This window comes from Corynebacterium sp. LK10 (genome assembly GCF_008042455.1).
Taxonomy (GTDB): domain Bacteria; phylum Actinomycetota; class Actinomycetes; order Mycobacteriales; family Mycobacteriaceae; genus Corynebacterium; species Corynebacterium jeikeium_D.
In genome coordinates this window covers 35,370-49,406 of the sequence record NZ_NOVT01000013.1, presented here as the reverse complement: position 1 = coordinate 49,406, position 14,037 = coordinate 35,370, and the positions used below count along the sequence as shown (strand labels likewise).

The window sequence follows — 14,037 nt, the reverse complement described above, 5'->3', positions numbered from 1 at the left end:
GGTCTTACCTGATGAACTGCCTGTCCAAACTGAAACGGCCGGCCCCGAATACGAAAATCATCACCAGCCCACCGATGAGTGACATCACAAGCTCTGCACCGTTGTCGCGGATAAACAGGCCATTGCCCAAGTGCATCGACCACCAGGCACCAATCATCTCAATGATGAAGACCATCGCCACCGTCGGGGCCAAGAGTCCCAGAATCAGCAACGCGCCACCGACCAGTTCGACTAGAGCGACAACCCAGACCGTCAAGTGCGCCTGCGGGATATTCGCGGCGACAAAGTAACCGGTCATCTTGTCGATACCGGTGATGAAAATCTTGTCCCAGCCATGGCAGATGAAGATAATTCCGAGTATCAGGCGGAGAATCACGAGCGCGATGTCGCGCATTACCGGTCGATCCATGAGGGACATGCTACCCGACGGCACGGTCAAAACACGGTAGCACTGCGGCTGCGAGAGGCCAGCGACTTAAACATGCAAAAAGGCTTCTCCCAACCCCTCGGGAGAAGCCTTCCGCCAAACACACCCGGTGTGTCATGTCTTAGGTAGTGACATCGTAACAGGCCGAGTTTCTAACAAAAAATCGCGCTGACGTGCTCAGACAACTTTAAGGTTGTTCTACGGCTCAGCTCACAGGACTAGCTCACACGAGCCTGTGGCATTTCGTCATAATCGTCGTCATCAAAGCGGTAGTCAGTGTAGGCCAGATCTGCGAAATCCGGGTCCTCATCATCAAGCTCGACCACTACCGCGCCCGGACGGCGCAGACGCTGTGGAATTCCCAGCTCATCATCCTCGCGGTTACGCACGCCGAGGCGGGCCATCTTCATACGGCGAATTCGGCGAGCCCGCAGTTCCTGCTCTGCACGCACGGTGCGGCGCAGGTTGACCAGATACAGGGTCATCAAGCCGACACCGACCAGTGGAATCCACCAGGTCCAACCACCGGCGAAAGCAGCGATGATGACCGTGACCGCGATGAACGCTGCCAGCCCAGCAACCGAACGGCGGCGGCGGGCAAAGCGAGTCTCAGCGTACTGGGCATCCGAAATCGGATCGAACCCACCACGACCACGGCGCTTCTCAGCGAACGCGTAATCATCTTCGGTCAAGGTGTCATCGACAGCAATTGCGTCATCGTTGGACTCGACACTGTGGTCGCTGTCGTCCTCGACGGTCTCGTCGGGTTCCGCCTGCTCGTCTACGGTGTCTGCTGCCTCTTCAGTCTCAGAGAGAGCCTCAGCGTCCGCGTGCTCAGCGTCAGCCGCGGCACCGGAATCAGCGTCAGATTCAACGGCATCTTCGAACATCAAGTCATCGGCGTCGACAAACTGACGGCGAACGTCAACGCTCACATCGGAAGAGGACTCATCTGCACGAACCACGTCACCTTCGGCGGAGGCCACGGCGGAGTCAGATTCAGCATCCTCGTCATTAACGACAGCCTGCAGCGACTGGTCTGCAGACTCATCATCGGACACGTCCATGTCAGAGCGGTCAGAAGACTCAGCAGTGGCTTCCTCGGTAGCGGAATCATCCGCCTGCGGGGTCTCCTCCTCTGCATCTGCCGCTTCCAGCTCGTAGACGATATCGCCGTCAACGACGGCCGGGTCGGCCGCCTCGTCCACGGTGTCGTCGATAAGCACGTCGCTGACATCGAAGTCATCGTCGACCTGCGCGTCAACGGTTTCGAGAGAATCGTCGACTTCTTCGGCCACGCGCACGTCCGACTCCTTAAAAGACGGACGGCGGCGCGTCGTGGCCAACTCCTCGCCACCACGATGCAGCACGCGGGTCTTACCTAGCGCATCGGAGGTACGACGAATCGGCTTGCGCGTATTGACCACCAGCGGGGCCAGCACAAACAGCCACAGTACAACGATGAGTATCAGCAACAGTGAAGTTGACATATTTTGTGTCTCCTTGCGATTTCGCCCGGGGTTTCGCCGTCTCTCCCCGGCCCAAATACGCCACCCACATGCCCTTCCACAGAGGCATTTGCGAAGGCAGTCAGCGTATCTAGAGCGAATTCGCCCAATAGTAGAGTTGTCATCACCCTATCGGCGTGTGTTACTCAGACTACTCAGGCGCGCCGTTGCGGTGGGTATTTCTCCGCCTCTTCATATTGCGCACGACCACTCGCCACGATGAGGTCCACTGCACTGTCCTCGCCCACCCGTGCATAGGTCAGATGATCGCGCCACGCGCCATCCATATGGAAGGCTTCCCGCGCCACGCCTTCGTACTCGAACCCACAGTTTTCCAGCACGCGTATCGACGGGACATTGCTGTCCAACACAGTCGCTTCAATTCGGTGGACGCCAACTTTCTTGGCATAATCCGACGCCAACGCCACTGCAGCAGTGGCGACCCCTCCACATGTAAAGCCGCTGCCGACCCAATAGCCAATCCAGGCGTGAGCGACGGGGAAAGGCGTAATACCGCCGAGTGTGAGCATGCCGGCGAACTGGCCGTCTACCTCAATGGTGGAGACAATCATGTCTCCCGCAGCCTCTGAACGACGCCAACTGCGCAGGTTACGGCGGAAAACAGAAGCCCTGTGGGCGTTATCCCAGTCGTCCTCGAGGGTTGGCTCCACGGGGCGCAAAATGGGCTCGTCGCGCAGCCGCAGTGCCCGCCATGCAGAGGCATCAGAGCGCTCTGGCACACGCAGGCGGACTCGGCCGCCACTGGTTACTAGACGAGAAGTACGCACAGCAACAATACTCGCGGTAGTGGAGTGAGGTTAGGCCTGGCGCGCCATGAACAGCACGTCAACTACATCTCCCGGACGCACGTGCAGCACGTCTTCCGGAATCACGATGAGGCTGTTGGCTTCCGACATACCGGCCAAAAGGTGGGCTTGCGCACCGCCGGAACCTCCCAGCGGCTGCACCATGTATTCGCCGGTCTCGCGGTCACGCATGAGCTGGCCACGGATGTAGCCACGGCGCTTCTCCGCCGACTCGATCGGGCCGACAGCACGAGCGGTGACAGCGCGGCGGCGGGGATTGCGCTTCCCCAACGCCAGTCGGATGAGGGGACGAACCATGACCTCAAAAACGACCAATGCGCCGACCGGATTCGACGGCAGGAGGAACGTTGGAATCTTGTCATCTCCCAGCAGACCAAAGCCCTGGACTGAACCAGGATGCATAGCGATGCGGGAAACATCAACCTCGCCCAATTCAGCCAGCACACGGCGAATCTGCTCACCCGCGGCACCGCCGACAGCCCCCGTGATGACCAAGAGCTCACTGCGAATGAGCTGGCCTTCGATGATTTCCCGGATGCGGCGGGGCTCACCGGTGGCAATACCCACTCGGTGTACCTCAGCCCCAGCATCGCGGCCGGCTGCAGCCAGCGCGTAGGAGTTGACGTCGTAGACCTGACCGAGCCCCGGTGTGCGGTCAACATCGACCAACTCATTACCAATGGAAATCACGGACATACGTGGCTTGGGGTGCACCAAAACCTTCGAACGCCCCACCGCTGCCAGCAATCCAACCTGTGACGGCGAAATCACCGAGTCCAAGGACACCGCCACGTCACCCGGCTGCACGTCGTCACCGACCTTGCGCACAAAGTCACCGGAGTAGACCGGATGGAGAACATTAACTCGACGGCCACCGCGGTCGGTCCAGTTTAGGGGCACGACGGCGTCGGCAAGCGATGGCAGCGGCGCACCAGTTTGTACGCGCACGGCCTGCTTCGGCTGTAGCCGCATCGGGTGATGCGAACCCGCTGTCACCTCACCGACAACAGGTAGCTCAACCTCGCGAAAATCAACATCACTCTGACGCGCATCCGGAGGTAAAGAACCAGATTCGCCGACGATATCGACAGCGCGCACCGCATAACCATCGATTGCTGACTGCACGAATCCCGGTAACGGCTGCTCAGCGATGACATCCTCAGCGCACAGCATGCCGAGGGATTCCGAAATAGCAACGCGCACAGGATCAGGCATCACAGCGTGTGCGGTGATTGCCGCCAACTGTTCTTCCACAGAACGCATGTTTTACCTTCCTCGACACCAACCCGCGGTGCGCTTTATGGCTATTCAGCTTTTCAGTACAAGCCTCTATAAAAAGGCTTTAAGCCTGTTCATCCTGCGCCAGACGCTGCTGCATGTAGTCGCGCAGCCCCTCGCCGTAGTCCGGATGCCTGAGTCCAAAGTCTACGCAAGCACGAATGAAGCCACCAGGATTTCCCAGGTCATGGCGGAACCCCTTGTGAACGACCACATGAACCGGATGCCCCTCTTGAATCAGCAGCTCAATTGCATCGGTGAGCTGGTATTCGCCGCCCTTACCGCGCGGGATGCGACGCAGCGCATCGAAGATGGCGCGATCGAGCAAGTAACGTCCGACTGCAACGAAGTTGGATGGAGCATCCGCAGGGTCCGGCTTTTCCACCATGCCCTTGACTCGCTTCACATCGTCCCAGGCATCAGCGTCGGCCGCGTCAGCACCGAGCTCACCAGACTCCGCCGGGGTGGCGTCCTCAATATCGAAGACACCGTAGTTGTAGACCTCTTCATGAGGAATTTCCAGCGCACACAGCACCGAACCACCAAAGCGCTCGCGCACTTCCGTCATCCGATCCATCACGCCCACTGGGAGCACGAGATCGTCGGGAAGCATGACAGCAACGCTGTCCTCATCGTCTTCGAGCAGCGGCTCTGCGACCAGCACCGCATGCCCCAGGCCCAGCGGTCGATCCTGGACAACGGATTCGACGCGGATAACCTCGGTGGCGCGGCGTACCTTCGCTGCAATTTTGTCCTTGCCGCGCTCGGCGAGAGTCTGCTCAAGGTCCGGGCGCGGGTCGAAGTGCCCAAGCACGCCATCCTTACTCGGCGCTGTGACAATAGCCAGGCGTTGCGCACCCGTGGCGGCGGCCTCTTCAGCAATCATCTCGATGCCCGGCGTATCAACTACGGGCAGCAATTCTTTCGGCACTGTCTTGGTGGCAGGCAAGAATCGCGTACCCATGCCCGCGGCAGGAACGATGACAGTTCGAACCGGAGTAGTCATGTCCGAACCAGACTCTTTAGACGATGAGACCATAATGGCAACGATACCTATATAACTTCCATTTGCTCGGAGGCTGACCCCGCTTTTTCAACGCATTAATCAGAAATTTTCTCCTGCGCTGACGACAGAGGTCGCTCCCCTACCTGACAGAGTAGGTTTGCAGGTATGGCTCCGCTTCCCGAAACCACGTCTGATTTCAAAGCCCGCACACGGCACGAGGTACTCGCCGCACGCGCCGCCAAGGGGCAGCGTGAGCGCATGCTTGACGACGAAGCACTGGTACAGCGGTTGCAAGAATGGTTATCCAATACCGTCGGCGACCTCGCAAAACCCATCATTGCCGCCTATGTCCCCGCTGGCGACGAACCCGGCGCAAGCGTTTCTAGTTCGACTGGTGGTGAGCCCGGCCAGGGCTTTGTGGAAGCTCTGGCCAACGCGGTTCCCGGAGCACGAATTCTGCTTCCCGTCTGCCCGCCCGGTCCACCACAACCGCTGCACTGGGGTTACTACAACGGCAGCTTCCACAAGGGCCGATTTGGACTCTTAGAACCTGTTTCGGTGGAAGACTCTGCTGGCCCAGCTGAGCTGGGTGTTGCCGACGCCATTATCCTGCCGGCAGTTGCGGCCGACCCCGCAACCGGGATGCGGTTAGGGCGTGGCGCTGGTTACTACGATCGCAGCTTGGTTTTCGCTCGACGCGACGACGATACGGATGGAGCGAGAACTGCGGTCATCGCTGTTGCGGTTTTCGACACCGAATTGCGCACGGAGCTTGCCTACGATGAGCACGACATTCCTGCCGATTATGTGATCACGCCAGCGGGGATTTCACAGATTTAATGGAACCGATTCCGGGATTTTCGCGCCTAACTTAATATGAGCCCAAAATATTCGTCCCGGTTTCCGCGTCCATTCCGAAAGCTCCGCCCCACAACTATTCGGCGGATGGTTGCCCTCACTGTTTTCCTATGCGCAGTCGGCCTGGCGGCGGTGGAGTCATTGACACCCCGCAGCGGCCATATTCGGGTAGTGGTTAGCGCCAAATCCATTGCGGCTGGCGCATCGGTGGCAGAACAAGATGTGGCTTTCAAGGACATTCCCCGGGAGCTCGTTCCCGGTGGAGCCGTAACGGACATCGCCTCTGTGCGGGGACGCACCCTGGCCACCGGCATGTCACCGAGAGAGATAATTACAGAGCAGCGAATGGTCGGCCCGTCACTTGCCAAGTCGCTGACGGGGACGTCGGAAAGCAAAATTATTGCCATCACGTTGACTGATGCGGGCATTGTGTCCGCTCTTCGCACTGGTGACAGCGTGGATATTGTGTCGACAGCGGATGAGCGCGGGGTGGCGGCGCCGCTTGCACACGGGGCAAGGGTGGTCAACATCGTCGACGATGAGGTGGTCTTGGTCGCTCTGCCCACCGGCGCCGCGGAGGTGGTGGCTGCGACATCGCTAGCATCTCCGCTCACACTGTTACTCGCGGGTTAGTGACCAAAATCTCACTGGTTCAAAGATTCTATGGTCCTGAACAGTGTTTTTCGCAGAAAGTTGACTTGTCCCACAACTTAGTGCGGGGATACAATGGCCAGGCAATTCAAAACTACGATTAGAGCGAAGAAGAGTGGCACTGCCAGATATCGCACTGCCCCGTTTCTCAAAATCGTATGGGCCTGCCATGAGCAACGCGATGACTCACAGGTCTCGTTTGGTTTGTTCCGTTTCTACAGAAGGAAATTTCCTATGTTTAAGGGCTTTAAAGAGTTCATCATGCGCGGCAACGTCATCGACCTGGCGGTCGGTGTTGTCATCGGTGCTGCGTTCACCGCAATCGTCACTGCTTTCACCGACAGCCTGCTCGAGCCGCTGCTGAACACCATCGGTGGCGCTGAGGTCACTGGCCTTGGCTTCGAAATCATCAGCGGCAACCCGTCGACCTACCTTGACTTCGCAGCTGTCATCACCGCAGTCATCAACTTCCTGCTGGTCGCAGCGGTTGTCTACTTCGTCATCGTTGCTCCGATGAACAAGTTCAACGAGATGCGTGAGGCTCGTCTGGAGACCTCCGCTGAACCGGAGGTCACCGAGGCTGACCTGCTGACTGAGATTCGTGACCTGCTGGCAGAGCAGAACGGCAAGCCGAAGACGGAGCTGAACTAGCCTCTAGCTGCTAGTTGCGAGCTTCCGATAAGAAGCTAACTAACGCTTTTTACACAGCGCTCATCCCCAATGGGGTGGGCGCTGTTTTGTCCAGTAGTCCGCATCAAAATCACGAGCATCCTCCGGGGATTCATCGTGATAGTGCACTGTGCGCGCAGTTTTCGCACTGCGTGACTGGGCAAAGTTTTTCGCCGGTGCACCTGCGCGACGACGCTGCCTACGGCTGCCACTGCGCGGCGCGGCTTGCTCAGGCTGATTGGGCTGATTGGGATGTTTGGCGTCGCCCATTCCTAGACGCTCCAGCGGCAGAGGTCATCAAGCACATGTGAGACCAGCGGGAGAATTGTCGCCATGCCATCGCGCACTGCTGCGCGAGACTCCGCGAGATTGACAATCACTGTCTGACCGGACACACCGGCCAAACCGCGGGACAGCCCCGCATCCAAGGCGCCAGCTCCCATACCGGAGTTACGAATAGCCTGCTCGATGCCCTGCAGCCGCACATCGAGAACCTTGCGAGTGGCATCCGGAGTCTTCGCACGAGGACCAACTCCAACACCGCCCACCGTGACGACCAAATCTGCGCCACCGACAACAGCGGTATCTAGAGCCTTCCGGATCTCACGCTTGACTGCACCAGTGCTGACCACGGCATCGACCGAGTAGCCGTCTTCTTCCAACAGCTCAACCATGAGCGAAGCCGCACCATCCGGGTTCTCGAAATGGTCCCCCACGAGGACAACGAACGCATTTCGGACCTGGCCGTCGTCGTTGATAAGACGCTCCATCTCAGCGAGGTTGACGTCACTTGGCTCAGTACTCACGGTTTCGCTCATCTGCTCTATCTCGCTTTCTCCCACAGCTTTTCACTCGAAGTTTCACTCGAAAACTCTTCTACAGATGGTGAGGTACTCACTCCACCACGCTGCCTATCAATCCTGGGCTTCTGCCAAGGTGACATCGACCGTTCGCTCGTTGCCGCCTCGCTCATCTGTAACTGTAAGTGTGACAGAATCCCCGATCCGATGCGACCGAATAGCCGCAATTAGTGCAACGCCGTTGTCAAGTGTGCGGTCATCAACCTTGGTAATCAGGTCACCATCTTTCAGACCCGCCTTATCAGCTGGGCCACCTGGCGTTACTTCTCGCACCAGTGCACCACGTGCAATCGGACGCGAATCGATCTGGGCACCAATGACAGGCATCCGCGCCTTGCCGGAATCGATCAGGTCTTCCGCTATGCGACGAGCCTGATTAACCGGAATTGCGAAACCAAGGCCAATGCTGCCCGCCTGTTCCGATGCCTCACTGTTAGAGGCAATCACGCTGGGCACACCGATGAGGTTGCCTTCCATGTCCACTAGCGCTCCGCCGGAGTTACCCGGATTAATCGCCGCATCGGTCTGGATTGCATCAATGACCGAGGACTGACCGTCTTCACCAGCGGCGGTCACCGGACGGTTCTTAGCGGAGACAATGCCCTGCGTAACAGTGGAGGTCAGTCCCAGTGGCGAACCAACGGCCACCACTTCCTGGCCAACCTGAACCTGCGAGGAGTTGCCCAGCGAGATTGGGCGCAGCCCGTTAACACCTTCAATTCGAATAACGGCAATATCCGTAGCCGCATCCCCTGCAACCAGAGTTGCCGGGTGCGTGGTGCCGTCGGAAAGCAGGACTTCCATATGTGCGTCCGGACCCGCGCCTGCGACGACGTGATTATTCGTCAGCACCAGACCGTCGGACGACAGAATGGAACCTGACCCCGACGCCGTGCCCCGCTCCGAGGCAGTGGTGATGGACACGACACTGGGAAGGACCTTCTGCGCGACCTTCTCCACGGACCCCTCAGCTGCTGCTACCTGACGGGTTTCCGCAGGCTTATCCAGCGCGTTATCCGCGGGGGCCGACGACTGCGAGTTGTGAACTACCCATGCGCCGACACCGCCACCGATACCGGCCGAGCACAGCATCAGGGCAGCGACTGCCAGCGCCCCCATGCCCTTAGCCCCCTGGGCACCCTTGGTCTTCTGCTGATTGGCCGCAACGTCCCACTCTGAACCGCCTCCGTAAGCGCCGTTCGGCTGAGACGGGATGGTGTTGTAGTGGGAATTCTCCCAGCCGCGCTCATTGACAGAAAACTGGTTTGTCTCACCAGCATCCCCCATGGCACGGTTCTCGCTGAAGTTGTGAGATTGCGAGGAGTAGTGTCCCCGCTCATCTCCCCGCGAGGAATCGTTGAAAGAGTTGCTCATACGTAATACCTTGCACTGTCTGTCTAACAATTGGCTGAGAGCAGTCTGCGGTCTCGCCGATAATTCCCCGAATGAAACACCGAATCCCCGCCACACGCTTCCTTAAAAGGCCGCGCGCAGCGGGGATTACATCAGCTTTGACGTGGGGTTATGCGTTTCTAGCTAGGCTCTTGAGCTGAATCGGAGTCGTCACCTTTTCCGCTGTGCGGACTGCCCGGCAGCGTTACTCGCATCAAGGCACCGCCATCATCGGACTCATCGGCAGTAATCGTACCCCCGTGGCGGACGATGACCGACTTCACAATGGCCAAGCCCAGGCCGGATCCAGGCATCGACCGCGACTGAATGGAACGGTAGAAACGCTCGAAGACCTTGTCTCGATCTTCCTTCGGGATACCTGGCCCCGAGTCCGCCACCGTGAATTCAGCAACAACCTCGCTGAGCGGCGTCAGACGAACCCGCACGGTGCCATTTTCTGGCGACCACTTTGCAGCATTGTCCATCAAGTTCAAAACTGCGCGACCAAGACCCGCCGAATCCCCGTAGACATACCACGGAGCTGTCTGCACATCGAAGGTAATATCCGGACGACGACGCTCAACACGCGCCAGCGACGTGGAAATGATTTCGTCGACATCGACATGCTCAATAACCTGTTGCGGGCCATCTTCGCGTGCCAGATCAACCAAGTCACCGACCAACGTCGACAACTCTTCCAGCTGTGCGATGACGTCAGCTTCCAGATCCGCGCGATCCTCATCCGAGATTGCCGCTCCCGAACGGGAGGCCATCATCAGCAGTTCAATATTTGTGCGTAACGACGTCAGCGGAGTCTTCAACTCATGACCAGCATCTGCAACCAGCTCCGCCTGCTTAATGCGCGACGCTTGAAGTGCAGCCAACATCTCATTGAAGCTGCGGGTAAAGCGCGCAAGCTCATCATCGCCCTCCACAGGGATTGGGCGCAGCTCGTCGGTTTCCGTCACTCGCTCCGCAGCAATGCGCAGCCGAGTGACCGGGCGCAGACCCGTTGTTGCCACCGTAATACCTGATCCGATTGCGAAGAGGATTCCGATAGCAGAGATACTCAGCAGCACTGCACTGAGCGCTTTCAAGACCGACTGCGTCGAGCTCAGATCCTGAGAAAGGATCAGCGTCGCACCGTCTTCGGAGCGGACGGCGTATACACGACGGCCGTTGTACTCATCGGTGCGAATCGATTCCTGTCGATTCCCCCGCAACACCGCAAGTTCGGGGCCACCAATAGAGATTGAGCCACCGCCTTTGCCCGCCACACTGCCGTGGGCAAAGTACACCGCGTCCAGATCGGGGTTCAGAATCCTGTTCGAGTCCGCTTCAAAGGAGGGGCCAATGGCAAACTCCGAAGCGTACGGTGACATCAGCAGCTTTTCCGCCTGGTTACGGAGGTTACTGTCCACCTCGCGGTATAGCGCTGCCTGCACAGTAAAAAAAGCAGCCAGCGTCATCAGCCCCACCGACATCGCCACAATGAGCGCTGTCAGAATAGTCAGCCGCCAACGCAGCGAAGGGATACGCGAGCTCCGCGGCAGGCCGGGAAGCGATTCCCCTGCCATCGTCTCAGTATTCGCGGACTTCTCTTGCTTACCGACGGTACCTTGCCCCGGATTGGCCTCCGTGGCAGAACGCTGATTTGATTGCACGCCACCGCCGGTCGAACGACGACGGCGCAACATCACGGTGCGGTCTCCCGCATCACATAACCGACACCACGAACGGTGTGAATCAGACGCGGCTCTCCCTCTGCCTCCGTCTTGCGCCGCAGGTAGCCAATGTAGACCTCCAGCGCATTGCCGGACGTCGGGAAGTCATAGCCCCAGACATCCTCCAAGATGGCGGTACGGGAGAGTACACGCCGCGGGTTGCTCATCAGCAATTCCAGCAGCGCAAATTCTGTACGAGTGAGGCTAATGCGGCGTTCACCGCGGAAGACCTCACGAGTTTCCGGGTCCAGGGAGAGATCCTCAAACTGCAGAGTTGCGGCATCCTCCATCGCAGGCACTTCCAAAGCAGAACGACGAAGTAGCGAACGGACACGAGCGAGCAGCTCTTCCAATGCGAACGGCTTGGGCAGGTAGTCATCTGCGCCGGCATCAAGACCAGCTACGCGTTCGGAGACCGAATCACGTGCAGTCAACATCATGACCGGCAGATCATCGCCTTCGCTGCGCAGCCGACGGCAAACATCCAGGCCGTCCAGCTTCGGCATCATGACATCCAAAATAGCCAAATCCGGACGATCCTTGGCAATCTTTTCCAAGGCCTCTGCGCCATCCTCGGCGAGCTCGACCGTGTAGCCATTAAAAGTCAACGATCGCCGCAACGCTTCGCGTACCGCTTGATCGTCATCAACTACCAAAATCTTCATACTGCCCATTGTGCCTTGAAAATATAAGGTGAGTGTAAATGTGACACAGATTCTTCGTGAGAGTGCTCCCATAAAACCTGGCCATAGAACTGAAAAACCTCACCCCATCGCCGAGTACAAGCGATGGGGTGAGGTTTAAAAAGCTCTTTATCAACTGTTCCTTACGCACTGAACGCACTCTGGGCGCGCGAAGCGCTTCGCGGTTCAGCGAGGAACGTTGTCAGCATCCTAAAAGATGCGCGTTAGAACTTCTCGACGTCAACCAGGCCGAGCTGAACAGCCTTGGCGATGCGACGAGGAACGTTGTAGACGCGGCCGTTTACCTTGACTTCCTGGAGAGCGACGTTGTTGCTCTTCCACTGGGAACGGCGAGCGCGGGTGTTAGCACGCGACATGCGACGCTTTGGTACTGCCATTTTCTTATTCCCCTCCTATTCTTAGTTCTTCTTCGCGCGGCGAATGCGGTTACCGTAACGGCGCTGGAACTTCTCGACGCGACCAGCGGTGTCCATGACACGCTGAGCACCGGTCCAGAACGGGTGCGACTCGCTGGTGACGTCAACGACGATCAGCGGGTACTCGTTACCGTCTTCCCACTCGACAGTGCGGTCGGAGGTGGCGGTGGAACGGGTAAGGAAAGAGTGACCCGTGCCTGCGTCCTTGAAAACCACCGGGTGGTAATCAGGATGGATGTCCTTCTTCATTAATTCTCGTTTCCCTCAGGATTGAACTTCAGGTCGCTTTCCCCCAGCTAAGAGTGAGAGAATCGTGCCTGAGTTGGGTACGAACACGACTTACAATGACACGCACCGGGCCAATATTTCTATAAACCGGCATGTGACACTCGATGGAATATTACAGGCTCGAGCCCGAAAATTAAAAAAGGGCCCTGCACTAACGCCCGTCGACAAGCACGAACTCTATGACGACACTCGAGAGTCGCACCGAGAAAACCACAGTGGAACAGCGATTAGGTTATCCCGCAACTCGTGTGTAAACTGTTCTCTCGCTGTTGTCTAGTTATTCGTTTACGCGCTCAGCGTCGAGTGTCAGTGGGCAGCGCCCCGGAAAAGGCCAGGTGGATTCCTCGGTTATTCAATAATCCGGCGTGGCGCACCAGTGATGTCGGCATTGGGCGGCAAGGAAGCAAAGGAATCCCTATGTCGGCGATTTGCCAGGTTACGGGACGCAAGCCGTCTTTCGGCAAGACCGTGTCCCACTCCCACCGGCGCACGTCGCGCCGTTGGAACCCCAACGTGCAGCGTAAGAAGTTCTACCTCGCCTCTGAGGGGCGTCACATCACTCTGAATGTGTCCCCGAAGGGTCTGAAGACCATCGACAAGTACGGTATCGAGGCTGTTGTTGCTCAGATTCGTGCACGTGGGGAGAAGATCTAAAAAATGGCACGTAATGACATTCGTCCAATCATCAAGCTGAAGTCCACTGCGGGCACCGGTTACACCTACGTGACCCGTAAGAACAAGCGCAATACCCCGGACCGTATCACCATTAAGAAGTACGATCCGGTTGTCCGCAAGCACGTCGAATTCCGCGAGGAGCGCTAATTCATGGCTAAGAAGTCCAAGATTGCCAAGAACGAGCAGCGCAAGGAAATCGTCGCTCGTTATGCAGAACGTCGCGCTGAACTGAAGCGCATCATCAAGTCCCCGCACTCCACTGACGAAGAGCGCATGGACGCACAGTACGAGCTGAACCGTCAGCCGCGTGACGCGTCCCCGATTCGCGTCCGCAACCGTGACGCTGCAGATGGTCGCCCGCGCGGCTACCTCCGCAAGTTCGGTCTGTCCCGTGTCCGCGTTCGTGAGATGGCCCACCGTGGCGAACTCCCGGGCGTCCGTAAGTCCAGCTGGTAAGTCGAGGAGCACCAATGAAGCGCAATCACTCTAACAAGAAGGCGCGGATGGAGCAGTCCCGCCGCCCGAAGAAGAACCCGCTCAAGGCCGCAGGCGTTGAGAAGGTTGATTACAAGGACATTAACCTGCTCCGCCAGTTCATCTCTGACCGTGGCAAGATTCGTTCCCGCCGCGTCACCGGTCTGACTCCGCAGCAGCAGCGCCAGGTCGCTACCGCTGTGAAGAACGCCCGCGAGATGGCACTCCTGCCGTTCACCAGCCGCTAAAGATGGCTGGTCGGCGGGAGCCGATCATTCGA

Annotated in this window: 18 protein-coding genes; 7 read left to right on the top strand and 11 right to left on the bottom strand. The window is 58.2% G+C overall.

Annotated elements, in window-relative coordinates; all coding sequences use genetic code 11:
- Positions 1–4: 4 nt before the first annotated feature.
- The 5 genes from CHU70_RS04090 to CHU70_RS04070 form a co-directional block, all read right to left on the bottom strand.
- Positions 5–409 carry a DoxX family protein gene (locus CHU70_RS04090; RefSeq protein WP_370449619.1) on the bottom strand — a complete coding sequence of 135 codons (405 nt, stop codon included), beginning with the start codon at positions 407–409 and terminating at the stop codon, positions 5–7.
- 236 nt (positions 410–645) lie between these two features.
- On the bottom strand, positions 646–1,917 hold the full coding sequence (gene glpR, locus CHU70_RS04085) for a gephyrin-like molybdotransferase receptor GlpR (protein ID WP_147718940.1): 1,272 nt from the start codon (positions 1,915–1,917) through the stop codon (positions 646–648).
- A gap of 173 nt (positions 1,918–2,090) precedes the next feature.
- Complete coding sequence (locus CHU70_RS04080) at positions 2,091–2,723, bottom strand: GNAT family N-acetyltransferase (protein WP_147718941.1); 633 nt, start codon at positions 2,721–2,723, stop codon at positions 2,091–2,093.
- Between the two features lie 30 nt (positions 2,724–2,753).
- Entirely contained in the window at positions 2,754–4,025 is a 1,272-nt protein-coding gene (gene glp, locus CHU70_RS04075; RefSeq protein ID WP_005511382.1) for a gephyrin-like molybdotransferase Glp, read from the bottom strand.
- Positions 4,026–4,104: 79 nt separating this feature from the next.
- Entirely contained in the window at positions 4,105–5,079 is a 975-nt protein-coding gene (locus CHU70_RS04070) for a UTP--glucose-1-phosphate uridylyltransferase (RefSeq protein ID WP_016423265.1), read from the bottom strand.
- Positions 5,080–5,211: 132 nt separating this feature from the next.
- Between CHU70_RS04070 and CHU70_RS04065 the strand changes: the two genes are divergently transcribed.
- The 3 genes from CHU70_RS04065 (at position 5,212) to mscL (ending at position 7,206) form a co-directional block, all read left to right on the top strand.
- The gene (locus tag CHU70_RS04065; protein ID WP_147718942.1) at positions 5,212–5,886 is read left to right on the top strand and encodes a 5-formyltetrahydrofolate cyclo-ligase; all 675 of its coding nucleotides are present in this window, start codon (positions 5,212–5,214) and stop codon (positions 5,884–5,886) included.
- 105 nt (positions 5,887–5,991) lie between these two features.
- Positions 5,992–6,537, top strand: a complete 546-nt coding sequence (locus CHU70_RS04060) for an SAF domain-containing protein (RefSeq protein ID WP_224433571.1) — start codon at positions 5,992–5,994, stop codon at positions 6,535–6,537.
- A gap of 252 nt (positions 6,538–6,789) precedes the next feature.
- Positions 6,790–7,206, top strand: a complete 417-nt coding sequence (gene mscL / locus CHU70_RS04055; protein ID WP_147718944.1) for a large-conductance mechanosensitive channel protein MscL — start codon at positions 6,790–6,792, stop codon at positions 7,204–7,206.
- A gap of 290 nt (positions 7,207–7,496) precedes the next feature.
- Here mscL and CHU70_RS04045 read toward each other — a convergent pair whose 3' ends face one another.
- The 6 genes from CHU70_RS04045 to CHU70_RS04020 all read right to left on the bottom strand — a co-directional run bounded on the left by CHU70_RS04045 (position 7,497) and on the right by CHU70_RS04020 (position 12,569).
- Positions 7,497–8,066 carry a molybdenum cofactor biosynthesis protein B gene (locus CHU70_RS04045; RefSeq protein ID WP_126108175.1) on the bottom strand — a complete coding sequence of 190 codons (570 nt, stop codon included), beginning with the start codon at positions 8,064–8,066 and terminating at the stop codon, positions 7,497–7,499.
- Positions 8,067–8,138: 72 nt separating this feature from the next.
- The gene (locus CHU70_RS04040; RefSeq protein ID WP_016423271.1) at positions 8,139–9,458 is read right to left on the bottom strand and encodes a S1C family serine protease; all 1,320 of its coding nucleotides are present in this window, start codon (positions 9,456–9,458) and stop codon (positions 8,139–8,141) included.
- A gap of 158 nt (positions 9,459–9,616) precedes the next feature.
- A complete protein-coding gene (locus CHU70_RS04035; RefSeq protein WP_016423272.1) occupies positions 9,617–11,173 on the bottom strand; it encodes a HAMP domain-containing sensor histidine kinase in 1,557 nt (518 codons plus the stop codon).
- Positions 11,173–11,865 carry a response regulator transcription factor gene (locus CHU70_RS04030; RefSeq protein ID WP_005511429.1) on the bottom strand — a complete coding sequence of 231 codons (693 nt, stop codon included), beginning with the start codon at positions 11,863–11,865 and terminating at the stop codon, positions 11,173–11,175. The genes CHU70_RS04035 and CHU70_RS04030 overlap by 1 nt, the downstream gene beginning before the upstream one ends.
- 242 nt (positions 11,866–12,107) lie before the next feature.
- Positions 12,108–12,281, bottom strand: a complete 174-nt coding sequence (rpmF, locus tag CHU70_RS04025; protein WP_005511439.1) for a 50S ribosomal protein L32 — start codon at positions 12,279–12,281, stop codon at positions 12,108–12,110.
- A 21-nt stretch (positions 12,282–12,302) separates the two neighbouring features.
- Positions 12,303–12,569 carry a type B 50S ribosomal protein L31 gene (locus tag CHU70_RS04020; RefSeq protein ID WP_005511390.1) on the bottom strand — a complete coding sequence of 89 codons (267 nt, stop codon included), beginning with the start codon at positions 12,567–12,569 and terminating at the stop codon, positions 12,303–12,305.
- A 456-nt stretch (positions 12,570–13,025) separates the two neighbouring features.
- Here CHU70_RS04020 and rpmB point away from each other — a divergent pair, with 456 nt between their 5' ends.
- The 4 genes from rpmB to rpsR are packed head-to-tail and all read left to right on the top strand — an operon-like array spanning position 13,026 to position 14,005.
- On the top strand, positions 13,026–13,262 hold the full coding sequence (rpmB, locus tag CHU70_RS04015) for a 50S ribosomal protein L28 (RefSeq protein WP_016423274.1): 237 nt from the start codon (positions 13,026–13,028) through the stop codon (positions 13,260–13,262).
- Between the two features lie 3 nt (positions 13,263–13,265).
- Complete coding sequence (gene rpmG, locus CHU70_RS04010) at positions 13,266–13,430, top strand: 50S ribosomal protein L33 (RefSeq protein WP_005511413.1); 165 nt, start codon at positions 13,266–13,268, stop codon at positions 13,428–13,430.
- A 3-nt stretch (positions 13,431–13,433) separates the two neighbouring features.
- Complete coding sequence (gene rpsN / locus CHU70_RS04005; RefSeq protein WP_005511414.1) at positions 13,434–13,739, top strand: 30S ribosomal protein S14; 306 nt, start codon at positions 13,434–13,436, stop codon at positions 13,737–13,739.
- 14 nt (positions 13,740–13,753) lie between these two features.
- The gene (rpsR, locus tag CHU70_RS04000; protein WP_005511410.1) at positions 13,754–14,005 is read left to right on the top strand and encodes a 30S ribosomal protein S18; all 252 of its coding nucleotides are present in this window, start codon (positions 13,754–13,756) and stop codon (positions 14,003–14,005) included.
- The last annotated feature ends 32 nt before the right edge of the window (positions 14,006–14,037 follow it).